The following is a 21,417-nucleotide window of genomic DNA, read 5'->3' on the forward strand; positions in this document are numbered from 1 at the left end:
CTTCAGCTCGCCTTGCTTGAATTCGACAGTGTTGCGAGTTGCGGGTCGGTGCCGATCTCCGGGGGCGGCTGCTGGCGCGATGCAACCCCGCGCAGTGCATGCTGCAACGGCTGGCTCGGCTCCCGCTGCGAGGGCGCCGCCACCTTGCGGCCCGGCGACTCCAGTGAGCTGTACGGCGCGTACTCGACTACCAGGCTCTGAATGACGGTCTGGATCTCGAGTTCGTCACGGGTATCGCAGGCGGCAAAGAGGCGCTCAAGCATCTCGTGCAACTCTGCCTCCGCGATGAGCGGTTCGTTCGAGCACAAGATGCGCTCATGCTCGCTGGCCGTCACCTCACCACCGATGAGGAGCTCTTCAAACAGCTTCTCTCCCGGGCGCAGCCCCACGACCTTGATCTCGATGTCCCCGGCGGGGTTCTTGCGCGTCTTTTCCGTCAGGCCGGACATCTCGATCATCGTGCGGGCCAGGTCGATGATGCGGACGGGCTTGCCCATGTCCAGCACGAAGACTTCCCCACCTTTGGCCATCGCGCCGGCCTGGATCACCAACTGGGCTGCTTCGGGGATCAGCATGAAGAAGCGGATGACGTCCGGATGCGTGATCGTGACGGGCCCGCCCTCACGGATCTGTTTGCGGAACAGTGGTACCACGGACCCGGATGAGCCCAGTACATTGCCGAAGCGCACCATCGCGAACGTTGTCCGCGTGTTGGGGCGCGTGGCTGCGGCTTGGAAAACGAGTTCCGCAATGCGCTTGCTGGCGCCCATCACGTTGGTGGGCCGTACCGCCTTGTCGGTGGAAACCAGCACGCAGGTCTGAACGCCGAAATGGTCTGCCAGATCGGCAATGGTCAGGGAGCCCAGCACATTGTTGCGGATCCCTTCGGGCATGTTCTTTTCGACCAGCGGCACATGCTTGTAGGCGGCGGCGTGATAGATGGTGTCGACCTGCTGGCCGCGCAGTGCGGCTGACACGGCAGTGGCGTCGCACACAGAGCCGATCCGCGCCGTGATCTGCAGGTCAGGGTAGCGCTGGCGCAGTTCCTGTTCGATCGCGTAGAGGGCATATTCGGAGTGGTCGAAGAGAATTAGGCGCTGGGGTTCCTGCGAAGCGATCTGACGGCACAGCTCCCTGCCGATGGAGCCACCCGCACCGGTCACCATGACCGTCTTGCGTTGCGTGCATTTGGCGAACAGGTCTACCCGTGGCGGGACGATGTCACGGCCCAGCAAGTCTTCCACGCTGATATCCCGAATCGATTGCACGGTGATCTTGCGATCCACAAGCTCGAGAAGAGAGGGCAACGTGCGCACGCTGACCGAATAGCGGTGCAGCTTGTCGACGATCTGGCGGCGGCGCTCGATTGGCAGGGACGGAACGGCCAGTACGACTTCATTGATGGCGTGCCGCTGGATCTCCTTGCGCACGTGGTTGCTGTGATGGACTGGAAGGTCGGCAACGACCTTGCCCTCCAGCGCGAAGTCATCGTCGAAGAAGCAGACGGCCTTGTGGCCCAGGCTGGCGCGCATGGCGATGGCGAGCTGGAAGCCGGCCTCGCCGGCGCCGAATATCCCCACGCGCAAGCTGGCGCGCTCGTTGCGGGCCAGCAGGCTCTGCCGCGTGCGCGTCAGCAAGGCGCGCGCCACGAAGCGCGAGATCACGACATAGGAAAAGGCGATGAACCAGTAGATCAGCAGGCCGGTGCGAGGCAGCCGGTCGAGGTGCATGAGGAACGACAGCGCATAGGTGAGTCCGACGATGCCGGCCAGGCTGGTGCCGGTGGTCCAAAGGACTTTCAGGTCGAAATACCGGACGACGGTCCGATACAGTCCGCTGAGCGAAAACACGGGAATCGTGCAGGCGGCAATGATCAGCGGCGGCGTGATGCCGTACTGTGCCAGCAACTCGAAGTTGCCGGCGCGCAGGAATAGTGCGAAAGCAAAGCACAGCGGCAGCGCAAGCAGGTCCGCCGCAATCATCAGCGCGACTTTGCGACGTCTTGGCAGGGCAATCAGCCAGCGCGAGAGCGGTTTGGTCATTGGCCGGAACCTCCGCGCACCAGAACGGGCAGGGGCCTGGCGGCGACCAGGCTGCGATAGGGACGCCCCATTTGCGGGGCGGACAAAGAAGGTTGCGCACGGTTATGCATTGTCTTAAGGCTTCTTCTATGGGCAGCTCCACCGGCTGGTGGCCTCTGGAAGGGACATGCCCTTTCAGAGGCTTCCGATTTGCCCGTTTACCCGTCAGCGACTGGGTGCTTTCGACACCATTCCCGACTGAAACAATTATTGTTGTTGGTGCGTCCCTGGCAACGCAGCAGCGTGGGTTTGCGTACGCAGCGGCAGGTGGCGCAAAGGGCGTGGCGCCCGCCGCGCCCTTTGCGCCTTAGTTGAGTGATCCAGGCCACATGGCGGCCTTCACCTGCCCATGCAAGTCTGGTTAGATGGATGCGTTCCCGGTACCCGGTCGGGTTCGTGCAGGGCACCCGCTCCGACTTTCATTACTGAGGTGGACCACCATGCTGGATACCAGTTTTTCTCCCTGGCCAAGTTTCACTGCCGACGAGGCGGCTGCCGTGCAGAAGGTGCTGCTGTCGAACCGGGTGAACTACTGGACCGGCTCTGAATGCCGGAAGTTCGAGGAGGAATTCGCCAGGTGGGCCGGGACGCCCTATGCGATCGCGCTGGCAAACGGGACACTTGCGCTCGATGTCGCGCTGAAGGCGCTGGACATTGGCCTTGGCGACGAGGTCGTGGTGACGCCGCGAACATTCATCGCCAGCATTTCAAGCGTGGTGAATGCGGGAGCAAAGCCGGTATTTGCAGACGTCGATCTTGCGAGCGGCAATCTTTCCGCGGTGACGATCAGCAAGGTTCTGACGCCAAGGACGCGAGCCGTCATATGCGTGCACCTTGCCGGCATACCCTGCGACATGGACCCGATCATGGCGCTGGCGCGCGAGCACGGCATCAAGGTGATCGAGGATTGTGCCCAGGCACATGGTGCGCGCTACAAAGGGCGTTCGGTCGGCTCGATCGGGGACGTGGGTGCATGGTCCTTCTGCCAGGACAAGATTATGACCACCGGCGGCGAGGGCGGCATGGTGACGACCAGCGCGAGGGACCTCTGGCTGCGCATGTGGTCGTACAAGGACCATGGCAAGAGCTGGGACGCTGTCTATGAGCGTCAGCACCCCCCGGGATTCCGGTGGTTGCACGAATCCTTCGGGACGAACTGGCGCATGATAGAAATGCAGGCGGTGATCGGGCGCATCCAGCTTGCGCGCATGAAGCAATGGACAGCGCAGCGCACTGCCAATGCGGAGGTCATTGCCGGCGCGCTTCGGCAATGTGCTGCGGTCTGGTTGCCCGCCTGCCCACCGGATGCACAATCAGCCTGGTACAAGTTCTATGCATTCGTCCGCCCGGAATGGCTGAGGGATGGCTGGAGCCGTGACCGCATCGTGGCCGAGATCCAGGCAGGCGGCGTGCCCTGCTATGCGGGCGGCTGCTCGGAGGCTTATCTCGAGAAGGCGTTCGATTACACGGGCTGGCGCCCGCCGCACCGGTTGCCCAACGCCAGGCTGCTGGGTGAAAACAGCCTGATGCTGCTGGTGCATCCCACCCTGACCGACGCCGAGATTGCCCTGACTGCGCAGGTGCTGCGCGAGGTCATGCTTCGTGCAACGCTGCCGACCGGTGCCGGGCGGGACGCCGACGGCGGGGTGGTGCCCGGCCTGGCGCAGGACTGCGCGGGCGCCATGCGGCGATGATGCACTGGCCGTCGCTGATCCAGCTTGGCACCATTACCTTGCTGGTGCCCGTTGCGCTGGTCATTGCGCTAGCGCTGTCCGTGGGGGGCGCATGGCGCAGCGCGCTGCGATGGCTGGTGTCGTTCAGCCTTGGCGCCGCGCTGGTGGGGGCTGCCAAGTTCGCGTTTGATTACGGCGGCTGGTACCTGCCGCAGCTCGGCCTGTACAGTGTCAGCGGCCACGCCATGCTGACCGCGGCGACGTATCCGGTGCTGCTGATGCTGCTGGGTTCGGCGCTGAGCCCGCGCGTGGCACGCATCGGCTGGTTCGCGGGACTGGCGCTGGGGCTCGCGATGGCGGTGAAACTGGTGTCCGGCAATTACCACACGCTGTCCGAGACCTTGCTGGGTGGTGCGGTGGGGCTGGCGGTTGCGTGGCTGAATGCGGGCATCCGTATCCGCGGGCCGGCGCCGCAGATCGTGCTGGTGGCTGCGCTTGGCATCGGCGCCTTCGTCTTTGTCAATGTGCGCGGGTTGCTGTACCCGGTCAAGGCCGCAATGTGGGAGCACGCGGCACCGTGGCAGGACGGCACAGTGCGGCATTACCGGCAGATCGACGCCGATCCGGTGACGGGCGAGACCCGCATCACCGTGCGCAAGCGGTCGTGCCTGTCGAAGCGGGGCCGGCAGGCGCCGCGTTTACTCACACCATCGAAAACAGGAACATCTACCCGGACACCAAGCTTGCTCTCGACGCAAACTACATGATTGGGCACTCTCATCATCAGTTTAAAACAGAAAATGGCAGTTTTATTCCTTACAACAGCGGTGATGTGGGGCAGAACAGGTTGCACATTAGTATCATTAATTATCTGGTATTTTGCACCGACGAAAATCAGGTAGAGATGAGGTAGGCCGCATATGCAAGGGGCCGTATCGGGCTGGCGCCTGCCGTGCCCGGGGCAGAACGCCGCGCCGGCCGTTTGGCAGGCCGCTGACCGCCTCGCGCCGTGCGGGGTTGCCTCCGCGGAAGCGCACGCTGCGTGTCGTGCATTCGTCTACCCTGAACCATTCCAGCGCGGCGCTGGCCGCCTCACCCCTCGAGTAGGTGCGCCGCCGCGCACGCGTGGGCGGGCAGCGCAGAAATGGGTACGCTCCCCGGGCCTGTGCGCTTGTCAGTCGCGCGGCAGCGGTGCGCCGAGGCCGGCGGCACCCTGGCGCCCGGCGGCTCGCGGGCCGCGCAGCAGCTGCCACAGGCAAGTCGCCGTGTCATAGAAGGTGCCGGCGCCGCGCAGACCCGCTGCGCGCAGATGGTGCGCAAGGTCGTGCGGCAGGGCCAACAGCAGGAACACTGCCGTCTTCAGTGGGTGCTGCGGGCCATGGTCATAGCGCCGGCAGGCCACATACAGTCGTGAGGCGTCGCTGGCGGAGCATGGCCGGTCGGCCGACACCGACGGCAAGCGCTGGTTGACTGCGCTCGGGACCATCTCGATGCGGTAGCCGAATTCCTGCACCGCGCGTCCGGCCAGTTCCAGGTCGTCGTAGCCGACGGCAAGGTGCTCGTCGAACGACAGGTTCTCGAACAGCTCGCGCGGGAACACCGCGCTGTGCAACAGCACCGAGCACAGGCGCTCGCCGCGGCGGTAGTCCAGCGTCGGGTGGCCCAGGAACGCCGGCTTGCGCGGAACGCCGCGCCGCCCCTGGCAGACCTCGGTCCCGGTCAGGATGAGCGGCGTCGCGCAGCCGGCCGTGGCCCGCCGGAGATGGTCGTCGGCAACGGACTCGGTCATCTGCTGCAGGAAGGTTGCGCCCAGCAGCGTCTGGTCATCCAGGAACAGTACGTGCGAGCCGGTGGCCGCGCGCAGGGCGCGGTTGCGGTTGGCGGCCCTGGAGCGGCGCGGGCCTTCCAGATAGGTGATGTCCGGATAGTCCCGGCGCATCATCTCGCGCGTGTCGTAGCCGCTGCTGTCATCCGTGACGATGAGCTGGTGCGCCGGCATGGTGGAATCAGCGACCGATTGCAGCGTGTGCCGCAGCTGCTCGGGATGGTCGCACGTGTAGATGCACACCGAAACGGTGGGCAGGAACGAGCTTGCCGGCATGGTGACCCCTCCAATGTTCGGCAGATGGCAGACACCTGCGCCGGCCCGTCTGGTGCGGGCGCGGCGCAAGGTCCTGAACTACAGCACCGGGCTGGCGGCCTGGAGCGCGGCTTCGCCGGTGCGGGACGCAACCACAGGGCGCGCGGTGCTGCCGCGCGTGAAGCGTTCATCGCCGCTGACCCACTCGAGCGTCGCGCCACGTTGCAGGGCGGCATAGACGGCCTCGCCCTTGTTGCGTACCTTCAGGCGCTGGTACAGCGTGCAGGCGTGACTCTTGACAGTTGCCACCGAGATATTGAGCATGCGGCTGACGGTCTTGATCGGGTAGCCGCGTGCCAGCAGCACCAGCACCTCGTACTGGCGCGGCGTGATCTTCAGCATTTCGGCTTCGTCGTAGCTGGGCTCTTCCTCGACCAGCGGGGCTGCATTGGTGGCAGCCGGGGCCGACAGCGGCTGCCCCGGCCGGAGGCCGGTGAGGTCGCGCACCGCCACGGTGGTGCGTGCGGCACCGGGCGTGCCGGCGCATGCCACCAGCGACAGTTGCTCGCCTGTGAGCGCGTGCGCAGGGTTCAGCGGAAGCGGCGCGGCCGAGGCCAGCGACTGCACGGCCGGCATGGCCGAACGCGACGCCGACGGCATCGAGCCGGTTTCGGCCGAGAACAGCAGCCCCTGCACGCCTGACACCGCCAGCCGGATGGCCGCCTCGATCACCGCCAGCGAAGCGGATTTCGGCAGGCAGCCGCAGACGCCGCGGGCGCTGTCCGCGTTGGGCACATGCAATGGCAAGATGTCTGCCAGGATCAGGATGCGTTGCGGCGACAGTGCTTCGCGGGCCTGTTCGAGCTGCGGCCAGCCAGACCCCACATCGGCGGGCATGCCGAATACGAGCAGGTCTGCGTTGTGGTGCCGGGTGTCCAGCCTGGCGATGTCCGCGGGCGCAATGGCGGCAACCTGGGCAGACTCCTGGATGTTCTCGAGCATCTGCAACAGCCCGAGCCGGAGCAGTGGATGCTCCTCGATCAGCAACGCGTTCATTGACTTCACTCCCCGTTACTCGGGGGCGGAATGCGGGGCGCTTTGCGTATGGAGGGCATTGCAGGACAGCAGTCACCTGCGGCGACTGGCTGCTTGTCTGACCCCCATGCTTCCATGCTCCGGCAGTCCCGTTTTTCTGGATGGAACTTGTCGGTGGCTGGAAGGTTGACCCGAACCCGAACCCGAAAGATTCTCGCTCCTAAATCGGCTTAAATTCATCTTATGGGCTGGTTGAATGGAATGCAAGCGAGCCGGTCTGGTACGAGTGTGGGTGGGAATGAAAGGACATACATAATCCTTTCAAAAATCATCCGAACGCACCGGTCCAGGTTCCGCAAACGCCGCGCTGATGCGGGGTCCAGGAGGTTTCACGGATGTGACATCGGGATTTAATTTGGTTGCAGCATTGAAACAGATAGCATTATCTGTACCCCCTGAAAGTAGTATTCTTAACCCCATCGTGGGGTATCGGTAATATATCTGCGGCGGATTGCTCCAATCATGAAACGCCGCTTTCATATGTGTTTTCGAAATAGGCCTGCCTGATTTTCAGGCAGGTCGGGCGCATGGCCTAGTGCTTCTGGATGAGAGACGTCTCCCACCTCGGGATGAGCGCTGCGGCGCCGGCTGCACCGACCTGCGCCGGACTTGCCACCGCCTGCCGGGAGGACAGGGTGGCGGGCCCGGGGCCGGCCGGCAGGTTCGTCCGCGCAGGCGTCAGCGGGCCCAGTGGCCGGGATGCATGACCCAGCCGTGCGGACCGCGCACCCAGCGCTCGGGCACATAACGGTAGCCTGGACGCTGCGCCTTCCAGTAGCCGGCGCGCCAGTCGTAGCGCCCGCCGGTGGCGGTCCAGTGGCCCGGCACCCAGACCTGGCCGCGGCGCGCGGCGGGGTGCGGTTCATAGCGCGGCGGCGGGGGCGGACGGTCATAGCCGTGGGCGACCGCCACCGGATGAGCCTCGGCGGGGGCGGTCAGTCCGAAGGTGCCGCCCGTGGCGAGGACGGCTGCGGCAATCAGGAGCTGGCGTTTCATGTGGATTCTCCTTGGGGCGGTTGGAAGCGGTTCGAAGCCGCTGGCTCGGTCAATAGCGGTCGTAGTGGTGGTGGCGCGGCGGCGGGCCGCCGCGCGGTGGCACTACGATGCAGGCGGACAGCAGTGCGGCCGTGGTGGACAGCAGCACCAGCAGCGAGAGGGCGCGTTTCATATGGGCTCCTGGCGGGTTCGCGTTGGACATGGCTTCAATGTAGCGAGCCAGCCCCGCTGCGCGTGCTTGCACTTGTAAGGCTGTCTCACAAGGGGTTTTGCAGCGGGCGCAGCCCCGCACCGGGCGCGCGGCATCCCGGAAGCCCTTGCGTATCAAGGCGTTGCGCGCATGGCGGCAGGTCCATGGCGTGGCCTGCGCGTGCCGGGTTGGAGGTAATGTGACGTTACACGGGAAATGATTCTCGCAAGGCAACGGATCCCGGAGCAGGCGCCGCACCCTTTGTGGGCGGCCTGGCCGGGCACGCAGAAACGGGTACGCTGCAACGGTGCGCGATGCCTCGGCATGGCCCGGTTGGGGGCGCACTGGTGGCGTCGCGGCGCCATCACGGTGCGTTCAGTCGCGCAAATCGGTGGGGCGGAAATGGCATGAAGCTTGCGCCATGGGCTATACCAGTCGGAAGTGGCCTCGTGTGCTTGAAGGAGGCGTCATGCCGGTCATGCTCATCGTGCTTGCCCTGCAATGGCTGCAGGGGCTGTCGCCGCCCGCCGCGGCGTTGTTCGCGCTGCCGCAGGAGATGGCGCCCGCGGATGCCGCGGCCATCGTCGAACCCGCGCTGACACGCTGACATGGGCTGACGCCGGGGTGGTATGACTACCCTGCCGCCGTGGCAGTCCGAGTGGTTCCATCCAACCTACCACTGTCATGGAGTCAGCATGAACCGCAGCGACGTCACCGACCTCATCATCGAAGCCAAGGTCACCCGCGGCATTGCCTGGGCGCAGGTGGCCGAACGCGTCGGCCGCAGCAAGGAATGGACAACCGCGGCGTGCCTGGGCCAGATGGCATTCGACGCCGCCGGCGCGCGCGCGGTGATGGAGCTGTTCGGGCTGCCGCCCGAGGCCGAGCCCTGGCTGCGCGAGGTGCCGTACAAGGGCTCGCTGCCGACGCAGGTGCCGGCCGATCCGCTGATCTACCGCTTCTACGAACTCATCAGCGTGTACGGCACCACGTTCAAGGCGCTGATCCATGAAGAGTTTGGCGACGGCATCATGAGCGCGATCGACTTCCGCATGGACCTGCAGCGCGAGCCCGATCCCAATGGGGACCGGGTGCGCATCGAGATGTCGGGCAAGTTCCTGCCCTACAAGACTTACTGATGGGCGACCGCGCGCACGGGCGGCAGCGCAAGCGACACGCCATAGCGCGCCGGATCCAGGCGCATGGTCAGCACGCCCACCAGCGCGGCGCAGGCCAGGTGGTACCACCAGCCGGCGGCGAAGCCGCCGGTGCGTTCGTGCAGCATGGCGGTGATCCAGGGCGCCAGCGACGCCAGCAGGAAGCCGCCGCCTTGCATCAGGGCGCTCAGCGCGCCGGCGCTGTCGGGGTCCGGCAGGTGGTCCAGTGCCACCACCAGGTATAAGGCAAAGCAGCCACCGAGGCCGGCGCCGCCGATCACGGCCCACGCGTGCGGCGCGGCGTCGGGCCACAGCGCCAGTCCACCGAAGCCCGCCACCTGCATGGCTAGTGCCAGCGCCATCCAGGCGCGGCGGTCCAGGCTGCGCGCGGCCAGCACCGGCAGCAGCAGCGCCGCGGCGGCCTGCGCCACCGCCATCAGCGCCACCAGCGACCCGCTCGCCGAAGCGCTCCAGCCGTGGTCCTGGTAGAACGGTGCGAGCCACGCCACCAGCGACGCATAGCCGCCGTTCATCACGCCAAAGCAGGCCATCAGCAGCCAGGTGCGCGGACGCCGCAACAGCGTGCGCGTTGCCCTCGCCGGGCGGCTTGCCGGCACCGCGGGGCCGCGCGCCGCGGTGCGCGGCAATGCCACCCAGGCCAGCGCCAATGCTGCCAGCGCAGGCACGGCCCACAGCGCCAGCGCATCGCGCCAGCTGCCGGCCAATGCCGTCACGTAGGGCGACAGCTGCGCGCCGAGCGCACCGCCGCCCATCAGCGCGGCGGAGTACAGCCCCATCACCGGCGCCACGCGCCCCGGGAATTCCTGCTTGACCAGGCCCGGGCAGGCGGCCTGCACCACGGCCACGCCCAGCCCGCACAGCGCGGCCGAGGCGATCAGCCAGGTGCCGTCCGCCACGCCCAGCCGCAGCGCGCAGCCGGCACCGAGCAAGGCCAGCGCGCCCAGCACCGCGGTGCGCGCACCCAGCCGCTCGCGGATGGCCGGCCCGAAGAACGCGCCCGCGCCCATCAGCAGCATCGGCAGCAAGGTCAGCCAGGCCATGCCCTGGTAGCTCAGGCCGGTGCCACTGCGGATGGCCGGGGCCAGCGGCCCCACCGCGGTCAGGAACGGCCGCAGGTTCAGGCCGATGCCCGCGACCGCGGCCAGCACCAGCCAGCGCGGGGTGGTGCCGCGCGCGCCCTCAGCCACGGGGCGCGCGCGGGCCGTAGAGCTGCGCCGCAGAGAGGTCGACCGCCACCCGCGTGAGCGGCAGCGGCGGCGGGTTCAGCGACAGGCGCAGTGCCTGGTAGGCGGCCTCGCTCGACATGCCGTAGGGCGCGGCATCGTGGTTGTCGAAGGCGTAGTAGACCGCCTGCACGCCGGCCATGGTCATCGCCGCCAGGCACATCGGGCAGGGGTGGCCGCTGGCATAGACCACGCTGCCGCGCAGGTCGGGGCGGCCCAGCTTGCGCGCGGCGGCGCGCACCGCCTCCATCTCGGCATGGGTGGTGGGGTCGTGGCTGTGGACGATGTCGTTGACGCCGGTGGCGACGGCCTCGCCGTCGAGCACCAGCACGGCACCGAAAGGGCGCGCGCCACGGTCACGGTTGGCCGCGGCAAGGCGAACCGCCTCGCGCATGAATTCCTGGTGAGTGGTCATGGTTGGCAAAGAAGTGAGTGCATGCTCGCGAGTCGGGCGGCATGGGTCTTCGTGGGGCTTGCCCGGCAGTTGTGGGACGCGGGCCGGGGCAGCGTGCAACTGTACGCCGGGGCTTGGTAATTGGGAAATTAAATGATGAAATCGCCGGCAGTGGAGAAACTAATGGATAACCGGCCATGCAGGACCCTCGCCTCGATCCCGTACTGCTGCAGAGCTTTGTCGCCGTGGCGGAAAGCGGCAGTTTTACCCGCGCCGCGCAGCGCGTGCACCTGACTCAGTCAACGGTCAGCCAGCAGGTGCGCCGGCTGGAAGACCAGCTCGGCTGCGTGCTGCTGGACCGCGGCGGCCGCTATGTCACCACCACGCCCGAGGGCGAGCGCCTGCTGGGCTACGCGCGCCGCCTGCAGCAGCTGATGGCCGAGGCGGTGGGGCAGCTGCGCCAGAGCGCCGGCCAGGGCGAGATCCGCATCGGCGTGCCCGAGGACTTTGCCGCGCGGCCGCTGACGCCGGTGCTGGCCGGGTTTGCCGATGACTGGCCTGGCATGCGGCTGGAGGTGACCAGTGGCATGAGCCATGAGCTGTGGCAGCGCTTCCAGGACCGGGAACTGGACCTGGTGCTGGTCAAGCAGCGGGTCGGGCAGGCGCCGGGGCTGGCCAGCTGGCCCGAGCCGCTGTGCTGGATCGACAGCCGCAGCCGTCCGGCGGTGGCGCGCGACCCGGTGCCGCTGGTGGCGTTTCCGGTGGGCGGGCTGTACCGCGGCGAGATGACGCACGCGCTCGACGCCGGCGGACGGCGCTGGCGTGTGGCCTTTGTCAGTGCCAGCCTGGCCAGCATCCTGGCCGCGGTGGCCGACGGCCTGGGCGTCACCCTGCTGCCGCGGCGCCTGGCCACGGCTCAGCACCAGGTGCTGGAGGACGGCGGCTGGCCCGCCGCGGTGCCCGACGTCGAGCTCAGCCTGCACGCGCAGCCGGACCTGCCGGCCGCGGCGCGCGACATGGCCGCGCGGCTGGCCGCGCTATGCGAGACCGTGATGGGGTCGGGCGCGCCGCCCGCGGATCAGCCGAAGAACTCGTTGTAGTAGCGGGTGCAGGTGCCGGCCGGGCGGAAGGTGTATGGCAGCTCGGCCATTGCCGCGGCTTCCAGCGAGCCGAACGGGATGTCGGGCGCGGCCAGGGGGCCGGCTTCGGGGGCGGACTGATGGTCGGGGCGCGCAAGCTCGGCGCGGGTGTTGGATGGCGAAGTCATGTCAGGCTCATTCTCAAGGGTCGGGCACTGCACCCGGCAACTGCGGATCGGCGTTGTCAACGCGTGCAGCCATGCTAATGCTGCAGCGCGGCGCAGTCAGCCACCCCAGCCTGAACACACTGTTGCGCAATCGCGCCCAATCGGGGCGACTTGCCCGGCGTTGCGAGCGCCTGGCTGCCGCCGGCGACTTGCGCCAACGCCGTCCGCGGCAGGGTCTATATTGGCTGAGGGTTGCCTGCGCCGCTTGCTTTGCGGGCAGCGCGGGCCTGAGTGCCGCTGACCTTCCGGAGCGTGCCATGTCGTTGCCTCCATGCTTTACCGATCGCCGCGAGGCTGGCCAGTACCTGGGCCGCCGCCTGGCCGAACTGGGTTTTGGCGCCGCACAACTGGGCCAGCCCGCGCTGGTGCTGGCGCTGCCGCGCGGCGGGGTGCCGGTGGCGTTCGAGGTGGCGCGCGCGCTCGACGCGCAGCTGGACGTGCTGCTGGTGCGCAAGATCGGCGCTGCCGGCTATCCCGAGCTGGCGCTGGGCGCGGTGGTGGAGGGCGATGCCGGCGGCGGCGGCCCGCACACGGTGGTCAATGACGATCCCTGGGCGCGCCGCGCCGTGGAAAGCGGCAGCTTCGATGCCGAGCGCGGCCGCCAGCTCGACGAGATCGCGCGGCGCCAGCGGCGCTATCGCGGCGGTGCGCCGGTGCCGGAGCGCGCCGGGCGCACGGTGATCGTGGTCGATGACGGCGTGGCCACCGGCGCCACCATGCGCGCCGCGCTTGAAGGCGTGCGCATGGCCGGGGCGGCGCGGGTGGTGGCGGCCACGCCGGTGGGGTCGGAGCAGGGGCTGGCCAGCCTGTCGGCCGCGGCCGACGAGGTGATCTGCCTGAACACGCCCCCCAGCTTCGGCGCGGTTGGCGCCTTCTACCTGGATTTCTCCCAGACCAGCGATGAAGAGGCGCTGGCCCTGCTGCGCGCGGCGGCGCCGCCGCCTGCGCGCTGAGGTTCGCTCAGCCCTTGCCCAGGCGCGCCTTCAGGTGCGGCACCAGCCCGCCGGCGGCCAGGATCGCGCGCAGGAAGTCGGGGATGGGTTCGCACGCGACCAGGCTGCCGTCGTCCAGGCGCAGCTGTGCCGTCGCCAGGTCCAGCACCGCGTGCGCGCCGTCGGCCAGGCGGCAGGTGTCGGCGCAGACCAGCACCGGCAGGCCCAGGTTGATGGCATTGCGATAGAACAGCCCGCCGAAGGACTGCGCCACCACGGCGCCCACGCCGAGCGCGCGCAGCGCCTGCGGCGCCTGCTCGCGCGAGGAGCCGATGCCGAAGTTGGCACCCGCCACCAGCACGTCGCCGGGGCGCACGCTGCCGGGGAACTCCGGGCGCAGCGAGGCCAGGCAATGCCGGACCAGCACGGGCAGCGGCGATTTCATCAGCACGGCGGGGGCCATGGCATCGGTGTCGATGTTGTCGCCGAAGCGCCAGAGGCGGCCAGTGGGGTCGGGGGCGATAGCAGGGGTCATGCAAGAAGTCTGTCCCGCCAGGCGGGCACGAAGTCAGGTCCGCAGCGTTACTCCAGCAGGGTGCGCGGATCGGTAATGCGGCCGGTGACGGCGCTGGCGGCCACGGTCATCGGCGAGCCCAGCCACACCGCGCTGCCGGCATCGCCCATGCGCCCGGAGAAGTTGCGCGCCGTCGACGCAATCGCGCGGCTGCCCGCCGGGAAGCGCGCCGCGCCATAGCCGGCGCAGGCGCCGCAGGCGTTGGGCAGCAGCGTGGCGCCGGCGTCGGTCAGGATGCCAAGCGTGCCCTCCTGCTCGGCCAGCAGCTGGTCGCGGCGCGAGGCCGGCGCCACCTGCAGGGTCACGCCCGCTGCCACGCGGCGCCTGCGCAGCACGCGCGCGGCCATGCGCAGGTCTTCCAGCTTGGCGCCAGTGCAGGCACCCAGGTAGGCGATCTGCACGGGCTCGCCGGCGGCCTGGTCTACCGGCGCGCTGTTGGCCGGAGAGTGCGGCGCCGCCACCTGCGGCACCAGTGCCGCGGCGTCGAAGCGGTGTGTGGCCAGCACCGGTGCATCGGGGTCCGTGCGCCAGTGGGCCAGGTCGATTGCGGCCAGCGTCTGCGCCGGCACGCCGGCCTCGGCCAGCCAGCCGAGCGTGACCGCGTCGGGCGCCACCAGGCCGGTCTGCGCGCCCAGCTCGGCGCTCATGTTGGCCAGCGTCATGCGCTCCTGCATCGGCAGCGCGGCGACGGCGCTGCCGGTGTACTCCAGCGCCTCATAGCGGCCGCCGCCCATGCCGAGCGTCGCGCACAGGAACAGCATCATGTCCTTGGCGCAGACGCCCGCTGCAAGCTGGCCGTCCCATTGCAGCCGGATGGTATTGGGCACGCGCAGCCAGATCTCGCCGGTGGCCAGCACGCCGGCCATCTCAGTCGCGCCCACGCCGAACATATAGGCGCCGAAGGCACCGCCGGTGGGGCTGTGGCTGTCGCCGCCGACAATCAGGCGGCCCGGCAGCACATGGCCGCGCTCGGGCAGCACCACATGGCAGATGCCTTCGGCGTCGATGAAGTGGGCGCCGGACTGGCGCGTCCAGTCGCGCGTGAAGCGCAGGATCGACTCGGCCTGGGCATCGCCGCCCGGCACGAAATGGTCGGTCACCACCACATAGCGCGACGGGTCCCAGACCCCGGTGCCAAGCTCTTCCAACAGCGGCGCCACGCGGCGCGGGCCGCTGGAGTCGTGCGACATCGCCAGGTCGACCCGGCAGATCACCACCGTGCCGATCTCCGCATGCGCCAGCCCGGCGGCGCGCGCAACCAGTTTCTGCGCCAGCGTGGCGGGAGTATGGCTCATTCCGGCGAGGCTCCCGAATACTTGACCACGGCGGCCCAGCGCCTGACGTCCTGCTTCACGAAGGCGGCGAAGGCGTCGGGCGGCGTGCCCATCGGCTGCGCCCCGTCGTTCTCCAGGCGCTTGCGCACCGCGGGCGTTTCCAGCCCCTTGCGCGCGGCCTGGTACAGCGCCTGCGTGACTTCGTGCGGCATGCCGGCCGGACCGAACAGGCCGAACCACGCGCTCGATTCAAAGCCCTTCACGGTGGCGCCGATCGGCGCCGCGCCCGGGAACTGCGGCAGGGCCGCGGGGCTGGTCACGCCCAGCACCTTGAGCTTGCCCGCGCGCACATGCGGCAGCACGTTGATGGTGCTGGCGAACATCAGGTCGCACTGGCCCGCCAGCACGTCGGTGAGCGCGGGCGAGGTGCCCTTGTACGGAATGTTGACGATATAGGTGCCGGTCATCATCTTGAACATGTCGCCGGCCATATGCAGCGACGACCCCACCGAGCCGATGGCAAAGTTCAGCTTGCCCGGTTCGGAACGCGCCAGGCGGATCAGCTCGGGCACATTGCTGGCCGCCAGCTTAGGCGTGGCCACCAGCACGCTCGGCACGGTGGCCACCAGCGTGATCGGGGTGAAGTCCTGCACCGGGTCGAACGGCAGCTTCTTGTACAGGGTGGCGTTGATGGTGTGGCTGGTGAAGCTCATCAGCAGCGTGCTGCCGTCCGGCGCGCTTTTGGCGACCAGGTCGGCGGCGATATTGCCGCCGGCGCCGGGGCGGTTCTCGACCACCACCGGCTGGCCGAGCTCCTGGGACATTTCCTGGGCGATGGTGCGCGCCAGCGTGTCGGTGGTGCCGCCGGCGGGCGCGCCCACCAGGATCCGGATCGGCTTGCCGCCGGCCACCTGGGGTTGCCCCTGGGCCGCGGCGGACAGCGGCAGGGCCAGCGCGCACACGGCCAGGCTGGCCATGGCCAGGCGCTGCACCGCGGCGCGGCGGGGGATCGAAGGCAGACGGGTCGGGCTGGACGGGACCAGGCAGAACACGGGCATGGCGACGGCTCCTCGCTTGATGTGATCAGAGATGCGCAGTATCGCCCGGAACGTTACGTGGCGCATCCCTGGCTGCGCCGCCTGCGGGAAGTCGGCGGCGGTCCGCGGGGTCAGTCGCGCAGGCCCGGGCGGGTTTCGCTTTCCACCCAGACGTTGGCGCTGTCGACGCCGGCCGGCGACAACTCCATGCGGTATTCATAGCGGTCCGGGCGGTACTGGCCGAGCAGCAACTGGACCGGGCGCCCGGCCGCGTCCTTGACCACGCGGCGCACCGCCAGCAGCGCGCCGCCTACCGGCACGTCCAGCAGCGGCGCCACCACCACGTCGGCCAGGCGCGCGGACAGCACCTGGCTGGCACGGCCCAGCTTCACGCCGCCGGCCTCCAGCAGCCGCAGCACCGGCCGCTCTTCCAGGGACTGGCGCGTGATCGGCCGGCCCAGGTCGGCGGGCAGGTAGACCGTGATATGCGACAGCGGCCGGTTGCGGTAGTGGCGCACGCGCACGATCTTCACCACCGGATCGCCCGGCTCGATCTGCAGCGATTCGGCCACATCGGGCGTGGCATGGACTTCGTCGATCGAGATCACCTTCACCGACGTCTTCTGGCCCATGTCGATGATGTTGTCGAGCAGGCTGGTGCCGCGTTCCTCGCCGGCCGCCGTCGCCGGGCGCACCGGATGCGGGTTGACGAAGGTGCCAAGCCCGCGGTGGCGGCGCACCAGGCCTTCTTGCACCAGGCGGTCGAACACGCGCCGCATGGTCACGCGCGAGGCGTGGAACTGCTTGGCCAGGTCGATCTCGCCCGGCAAGGGGCCCTGGCCGAAGCGGCCTTCCACGATCTGCTGGCGCAATACCACGTAAATCTGGTGATACAGGGGAACGACGGCTTCACTCATGGTTTCCCTTGCGGAGAGATGACAAGTCTGTAATGCCTCTAATGTACTTTAAATCAGACATAGAGCCTAGCATGGTTAGCCGCAGTGGCGCTTGCGGGACAACTGCGCCGGCGCGGTGTTGCAGCGATGCATCTCGTCTGTGCCGAGACCCTTGGCTGGCTGCGCCAGCGCGGGTGAAGTCGGTCTGGCGCCGCTGCATGCCTTGCTGGGATGGACAACGCCGGTGCGGTGGAGCGGGTTGTGCCGTGCGGCGAGAACAGGACATCGGGGCGCCGCCGCAGCAATGTGGAGATGCCCCACACGGGCGGCGACGACGGCACCCTCGATGCCGTGTTTCAGTCCCGATACGTAAGGTCGCGCCTCGGGCAAATTCTGGCTGCCGGCATAAGACCCTGAAAAATAAGGCGTTTTCCGACTACCCCGGAACCCCCCCAGGTGGGCCGGGAGTGGCCGTGTCACAGCGGTGTGACATGTCGTCTGCCGTGCACAGCGGCGAGGGCGGCAAGCGTCGCGCAAAGCCGCGGAAAGTCCCCGCCAGAGTGCCGGGCGGGCCTTGTAATACAAGGAGTTGGCGCCGCAGGTGGCGCAGCTGGCACCGATTATGCGCAAGGGGAGTCTGGTTTGGCTGGGTGCCGGACCTGAACCTCCAGCCGTCGTTCCTCGCAAGAGCGCCGGCCGGAGGCTGAGCCGCTGTGACACTGTGCAATTCTCCTGGGAGCTTCGTATGAAAAAGACCTTACTGGCGTCGGCTATCGCCATGGCATTTGCGGGACAGGCCTGGGCAAATCCGACCAATAACAACGACGTGGTAAGAGGTGGCGGCGACAACACGCAAACCGCCACAGCGACCTCGACGCAGAGTGGCAGCGGCGCGGCGGCAAACGAATATTCGACCGCAGTCCAGGCCAATGACAGCAGCACCAACACCAGAACCACCACGGTTGGCGTCAACAAGACCAAGACCACGACCAACTCGAACAACAGGAGCAGGATCGACTTTGACCATGGCGTAGGCAACGCGGGCTCCAACGGTGGCAGCGCAACCTCCAGCGTAAGCAACGCCTTCAACACCAGCAAGGCACTGGCGATCAGCAAGCTGAATGGCACGGTTTCCAACAACAGCATTGGCCCGATCGGCAATTACGCCACCAACTGGGGTAACGCGAATGGTGCAGCCGGTGGCCGGGGCGGCAATGGCTTTGGCGGTACCGGCGAAGGCGGGCGCGGCGGCAACGGCGGCAACGGCGGTAACGGCGGCAGCGGCGGCTCCGGTGGCAGCGCTACCAACGGTAGCGCCACCAATGGCGACGCCACCAACGGCAGCGCCAACGCTGGTAATGGCGGTGCCGGCGGCAAGGCGATTGGCTGGGCCGGCAGTGGCGGTGACGGCAAGGCATATGGCGGCAGCGCACTCTCCGCAGCGGGCAGCAAGGGCGGCAGCGGCGGCGATGCTTATGGCAAGGGCGGCGGCGCTCTGAGCGCATCGCTCGGCGCCGGCGGCCGCGGCGGCAGTGCCGGCGCGATCGGCGGTGGTGGCCTGGGTGCCAGCGGCGCCCTGGGCGGCTTGGCAGGTTCGGCCGGCGGCTCAGGTGGTAGCAGCGGCAATGCCAACGGTGCGGGTGGCGACACTACCACTGGCGGCGCAGGCGGCGCAGGCGGCGCAGCGGCCGGTACCAACACGGCTGGCGCAGGCACCGGTTCGGGCGGCGCAGGTACCGCGAGTGGCGGTGCGGGCGGTGCCGGAACGGCAGCTGCAGGCGCGACCGGCGGAGCCGGCAGCGGCACCGGCGGTGCCGGTGGCGCGGGCGGCGCGGCGACCTCGACCGCAACGGCGGGCGCGGCAAGCGGCACCGGCGGCGCGGGCGGCACGCAAGCCAGCGTTGGCGGCGCGGGCGGTACTGGCGGTTCGGCCACGAACGGCAGCGCAACGAGTTCGGCCTCCAATGGCAGCTCCACGGCTGGCAACGGTGCGGTGGGTGCTACCGGCGGCGCGGGCGGCGCGGGCGGCACTGGCAATGGCGGCACTGGCGGCACCGGCAACGGCGCAGTCGGCGGCGCTGGCGGTAATGGCGGTTACAACATTGTTGACGCGGGCACCTTCAATATGTCCAACACCATGACCAGCGTTGGTCAAACGGCGGCGGGCATCATGATGGCCAACCAGAACAGCGGCGCTGCCTCGCTCGTGCAGCAAAGCGTGAACGTTCAGGCCAACCTGCAGGTCGGCGGCAACCGGTAAGGCGTGCAGCCACGGTCTGGCCCGGGACTTGTGCCCGGGCCAGACCGGCAGCTCGCACTCATGCCGGCAGGACCGGCGCCCGCATCCTGTGTGCGGGCGCGCGGGTCCTGTCATGCCCCAAGCAAGCCTGATTGCCTTGCAGCCGTCCGGATGGGGGCGGCCGGCAGGCAAGGGGAGACGACATCATGCAATCGGTCCGCTTCGCCGTCGGCGCATTCGCGACGGTCTTACTCGCCTGGCCAGTGCTGCAGGCGCACGCTGAGCCGCCAGGGCTGGACGCCGCCATGGCAGCGGCGCGCGCTGCTTCTGGCGCTGCCCCGGACACGGCTGCAATCACCGCACAGCCGACGGCCGCAACTTCCTTGTTCGGAGGGGTGGCGAAAGCCGTACCCGTGTCTAAACTGGATGACATCCGTGGCGGCGCCGAGGTCACGGTCAACGATATGCGCCTGCACGGTACCGTGGCCGACAACGCCGCGGTCAATATTCTGTCCGGCACCAACAACATCGCGGACGGGGCCTTCTCGAATGCGGCAGGGATTCCCACCGCGATCCAGAACTCGGGCTCCAACGTACTGATCCAGAACGCCACTATCGTCAACGTCCAGTTCAAGCAATGAAGCCGCTGCGAAACCTGTTGGCGTCTGTACCGTTCTTGCTGGCCGCGGGGGGCGTTCCATGTGCCCAGGCTGCCGACACCCTGATATACGGGCCGGTCGGCGAGTCCTACAACGTCCGGGTCACGAGCGTGCGCGAGGCTCGCTTCAAGTCCACGATCCGGCAGCAGTTCGACTTCAGCTGCGGCTCGGCCGCGGTGGCCACGCTGCTGAGCTACCAGTACGGCCATCCGATGAATGAGGCCACGGTCTTCCAGAACATGTACCTCAACGGCGACCAGCAGAAGATCCGCGCCGAGGGGTTCTCGCTGCTCGACATGAAGCGCTTCCTGGCCGCGCTCGGCTATGAGGCGGACGGCTACGAGCTGCCACTGTCCAAGCTGGAAGAGACGCAGGTGCCGGCCATCGTGCTGATCGTGGAGAACGGTTACCACCATTTCGTGGTGGTCAAGGGCGTGAAGGGCGACCGCGTGCTGATCGGCGATCCCGCACGCGGCACGCGCGCGATGTCACGCGAGCATTTCGAGCAGATCTGGGACAGCCAGCTGCTGTTCGTGATCCATAACCGCACCGAACGGGCGCGGTTCAACCTTGCAGCCGACTGGCGCGTTGCGCCGAGCGGTCCTTACTGGATGGGAGTCAACCGGGATAGCTTGTTCTTCACCGTCATGCCCAAGCATGGCGCGGGCGATTTTTGAGGAACGCATCATGTTGCAGACTTCCTTCCCGACCCCAGCAGCCCCTCGCAGCGCCGGTCATGCGGCCGCGGCGATGCTGCTCGGGGCCGGTTTGGCCTGTGCCGGCACGGCGCAGGCCACCATGCTGCCACAGCCCGACGCCCTCGACGCGTCGGCGCTTCCATTGCAGGGGGCCATGCCCTCGAGCGACGGGCAGGACCAAAACCCTCTGGCTGCCGCACGCGGCAGCATGGCCGGCTGGAAACCGGTAGCACACGAAAAACTCGACGACATGCGGGGCGGCTTCGAAGTGCCGGGCCTGCAGGTTTCGTTCGGTATCGAACGCGCGGTGTACATCAACGGGGCCCTGGTGGTTGCCACCAGCATTAACATCCCCGATGTCAGCCGTATCACCGCCGACCAGGCTGCGCGGCTTGCCTCGACGCTGGGCCCGGCCATCGTTGCCAGCACCAATGCGGCGGTCGCCAACGCGCTGGCGGCGGCGGGCGCGGCCGGTTCGGATGGGAGCGCCACCTCGGCGGCCAATGGCGCCTCGGCCAGCAGCACCGGCACGTCCGGGGCCGGTTCGGGCGCCAGCGGTGCGGCGGGCTTGCCGGCGGCGGTGGTGAATACGGCCACCGGTCAGGTCGTGAGCAATGGGCTGTTGAACGTGATCCAGAACGGCCCGGGCAATGCGGCATCGGTGGGATCGCTGGCGGGGACGCCAACGACCGTGATCCAGAACACCTTGAACAACCAGAGCATCCGGAGCCTGATGACAATCGACGCAAGCGTAAATACGCTGCAGGCATTCCGGTCGCAGTTGGCCAACACCACGCTGAACAACGCGCTGATGCGGGCCGCAAGCATGAGGTAGTCGTAGCGAGGCATCGGGCAGTACAGGTCGCAGGCTCCTGCAAGAACAGCCTGCCGT

Annotated in this window: 22 protein-coding genes; 10 read left to right on the forward strand and 12 right to left on the reverse strand. The window is 68.2% G+C overall.

Annotated elements, in window-relative coordinates; translation table 11 throughout:
* Positions 1-2: 2 nt before the first annotated feature.
* Positions 3-2,042, reverse strand: a complete 2,040-nt coding sequence (locus tag I6H87_RS31925) for a polysaccharide biosynthesis protein (RefSeq protein ID WP_011616319.1) — start codon at positions 2,040-2,042, stop codon at positions 3-5.
* Between the two features lie 479 nt (positions 2,043-2,521).
* Between I6H87_RS31925 and I6H87_RS31930 the strand changes: the two genes are divergently transcribed.
* Together I6H87_RS31930 and I6H87_RS31935 are read left to right on the forward strand one after the other, a co-directional pair.
* Positions 2,522-3,775, forward strand: coding sequence for a DegT/DnrJ/EryC1/StrS family aminotransferase (locus I6H87_RS31930; protein ID WP_011616320.1), 1,254 nt, complete (start codon positions 2,522-2,524; stop codon positions 3,773-3,775).
* Complete coding sequence (locus I6H87_RS31935) at positions 3,772-4,521, forward strand: phosphatase PAP2 family protein (protein ID WP_011616321.1); 750 nt, start codon at positions 3,772-3,774, stop codon at positions 4,519-4,521. Before I6H87_RS31930 ends, I6H87_RS31935 begins: the two co-directional genes overlap by 4 nt.
* Positions 4,522-4,928: 407 nt before the next feature.
* On the opposite strand, the gene I6H87_RS31940 is transcribed toward I6H87_RS31935, so the two are convergent.
* The 4 genes from I6H87_RS31940 to I6H87_RS34765 all read right to left on the reverse strand — a co-directional run bounded on the left by I6H87_RS31940 (position 4,929) and on the right by I6H87_RS34765 (position 8,097).
* On the reverse strand, positions 4,929-5,855 hold the full coding sequence (locus I6H87_RS31940) for a glycosyltransferase family 2 protein (protein ID WP_010811109.1): 927 nt from the start codon (positions 5,853-5,855) through the stop codon (positions 4,929-4,931).
* Between the two features lie 78 nt (positions 5,856-5,933).
* A complete protein-coding gene (locus I6H87_RS31945; RefSeq protein WP_010811108.1) occupies positions 5,934-6,890 on the reverse strand; it encodes a LuxR C-terminal-related transcriptional regulator in 957 nt (318 codons plus the stop codon).
* Positions 6,891-7,607: 717 nt separating this feature from the next.
* On the reverse strand, positions 7,608-7,925 hold the full coding sequence (locus tag I6H87_RS31950) for a YXWGXW repeat-containing protein (RefSeq protein WP_011616322.1): 318 nt from the start codon (positions 7,923-7,925) through the stop codon (positions 7,608-7,610).
* A gap of 49 nt (positions 7,926-7,974) precedes the next feature.
* Positions 7,975-8,097, reverse strand: a complete 123-nt coding sequence (locus I6H87_RS34765; RefSeq protein WP_010811106.1) for a hypothetical protein — start codon at positions 8,095-8,097, stop codon at positions 7,975-7,977.
* Positions 8,098-8,584: 487 nt separating this feature from the next.
* Here I6H87_RS34765 and I6H87_RS31955 point away from each other — a divergent pair, with 487 nt between their 5' ends.
* Together I6H87_RS31955 and cynS are read left to right on the forward strand one after the other, a co-directional pair.
* The gene (locus tag I6H87_RS31955) at positions 8,585-8,722 is read left to right on the forward strand and encodes a hypothetical protein (RefSeq protein WP_010811105.1); all 138 of its coding nucleotides are present in this window, start codon (positions 8,585-8,587) and stop codon (positions 8,720-8,722) included.
* Positions 8,723-8,810: 88 nt separating this feature from the next.
* Positions 8,811-9,254, forward strand: coding sequence for a cyanase (gene cynS / locus I6H87_RS31960; RefSeq protein WP_010811104.1), 444 nt, complete (start codon positions 8,811-8,813; stop codon positions 9,252-9,254).
* Here the strand turns inward: cynS and I6H87_RS31965 are convergent.
* Together I6H87_RS31965 and I6H87_RS31970 are read right to left on the reverse strand one after the other, a co-directional pair.
* Positions 9,248-10,480 (reverse strand): cyanate transporter, encoded by a 1,233-nt coding sequence (locus I6H87_RS31965; protein WP_011616325.1) that lies wholly within the window; start codon positions 10,478-10,480, stop codon positions 9,248-9,250. The two genes, cynS and I6H87_RS31965, sit on opposite strands and share 7 nt — an antisense overlap.
* The gene (locus I6H87_RS31970; RefSeq protein WP_081225744.1) at positions 10,473-10,931 is read right to left on the reverse strand and encodes a nucleoside deaminase; all 459 of its coding nucleotides are present in this window, start codon (positions 10,929-10,931) and stop codon (positions 10,473-10,475) included. Before I6H87_RS31970 ends, I6H87_RS31965 begins: the two co-directional genes overlap by 8 nt.
* Positions 10,932-11,107: 176 nt before the next feature.
* Here I6H87_RS31970 and I6H87_RS31975 point away from each other — a divergent pair, with 176 nt between their 5' ends.
* On the forward strand, positions 11,108-12,010 hold the full coding sequence (locus I6H87_RS31975) for a LysR family transcriptional regulator (RefSeq protein ID WP_010811101.1): 903 nt from the start codon (positions 11,108-11,110) through the stop codon (positions 12,008-12,010).
* On the opposite strand, the gene I6H87_RS31980 is transcribed toward I6H87_RS31975, so the two are convergent.
* Positions 11,989-12,177 carry a hypothetical protein gene (locus I6H87_RS31980; protein WP_010811100.1) on the reverse strand — a complete coding sequence of 63 codons (189 nt, stop codon included), beginning with the start codon at positions 12,175-12,177 and terminating at the stop codon, positions 11,989-11,991. The two genes, I6H87_RS31975 and I6H87_RS31980, sit on opposite strands and share 22 nt — an antisense overlap.
* A 296-nt stretch (positions 12,178-12,473) precedes the next feature.
* On the opposite strand from I6H87_RS31980, the gene I6H87_RS31985 reads away from it, so the two are divergent.
* Positions 12,474-13,169: a phosphoribosyltransferase gene (locus I6H87_RS31985; RefSeq protein ID WP_011616326.1), complete on the forward strand. Its 696-nt coding sequence runs from the start codon at positions 12,474-12,476 to the stop codon at positions 13,167-13,169.
* 7 nt (positions 13,170-13,176) lie between these two features.
* Here I6H87_RS31985 and I6H87_RS31990 read toward each other — a convergent pair whose 3' ends face one another.
* The 4 genes from I6H87_RS31990 to I6H87_RS32005 form a co-directional block, all read right to left on the reverse strand.
* Positions 13,177-13,683, reverse strand: coding sequence for a LeuD/DmdB family oxidoreductase small subunit (locus tag I6H87_RS31990; protein ID WP_011616327.1), 507 nt, complete (start codon positions 13,681-13,683; stop codon positions 13,177-13,179).
* A gap of 47 nt (positions 13,684-13,730) precedes the next feature.
* On the reverse strand, positions 13,731-15,017 hold the full coding sequence (locus I6H87_RS31995; protein WP_011616328.1) for a 3-isopropylmalate dehydratase large subunit: 1,287 nt from the start codon (positions 15,015-15,017) through the stop codon (positions 13,731-13,733).
* Positions 15,014-16,054 carry a tripartite tricarboxylate transporter substrate binding protein gene (locus I6H87_RS32000; protein WP_011616329.1) on the reverse strand — a complete coding sequence of 347 codons (1,041 nt, stop codon included), beginning with the start codon at positions 16,052-16,054 and terminating at the stop codon, positions 15,014-15,016. Before I6H87_RS32000 ends, I6H87_RS31995 begins: the two co-directional genes overlap by 4 nt.
* Before the next feature lie 110 nt (positions 16,055-16,164).
* A complete protein-coding gene (locus I6H87_RS32005) occupies positions 16,165-16,950 on the reverse strand; it encodes a GntR family transcriptional regulator (protein WP_010811095.1) in 786 nt (261 codons plus the stop codon).
* Positions 16,951-17,674: 724 nt separating this feature from the next.
* Here I6H87_RS32005 and I6H87_RS32010 point away from each other — a divergent pair.
* From I6H87_RS32010 to I6H87_RS32025, 4 genes are all read left to right on the forward strand, one after another.
* Positions 17,675-19,189: a hypothetical protein gene (locus tag I6H87_RS32010; RefSeq protein WP_011616330.1), complete on the forward strand. Its 1,515-nt coding sequence runs from the start codon at positions 17,675-17,677 to the stop codon at positions 19,187-19,189.
* A gap of 185 nt (positions 19,190-19,374) precedes the next feature.
* Positions 19,375-19,809: a hypothetical protein gene (locus tag I6H87_RS32015; protein ID WP_010810455.1), complete on the forward strand. Its 435-nt coding sequence runs from the start codon at positions 19,375-19,377 to the stop codon at positions 19,807-19,809.
* Positions 19,806-20,504 carry a C39 family peptidase gene (locus I6H87_RS32020; RefSeq protein ID WP_010810454.1) on the forward strand — a complete coding sequence of 233 codons (699 nt, stop codon included), beginning with the start codon at positions 19,806-19,808 and terminating at the stop codon, positions 20,502-20,504. Before I6H87_RS32015 ends, I6H87_RS32020 begins: the two co-directional genes overlap by 4 nt.
* A gap of 10 nt (positions 20,505-20,514) precedes the next feature.
* Entirely contained in the window at positions 20,515-21,360 is an 846-nt protein-coding gene (locus I6H87_RS32025; RefSeq protein WP_011616331.1) for a hypothetical protein, read from the forward strand.
* Positions 21,361-21,417: the final 57 nt, after the last annotated feature.

This window comes from Cupriavidus necator (genome assembly GCF_016127575.1).
GTDB lineage: Bacteria > Pseudomonadota > Gammaproteobacteria > Burkholderiales > Burkholderiaceae > Cupriavidus > Cupriavidus necator_D.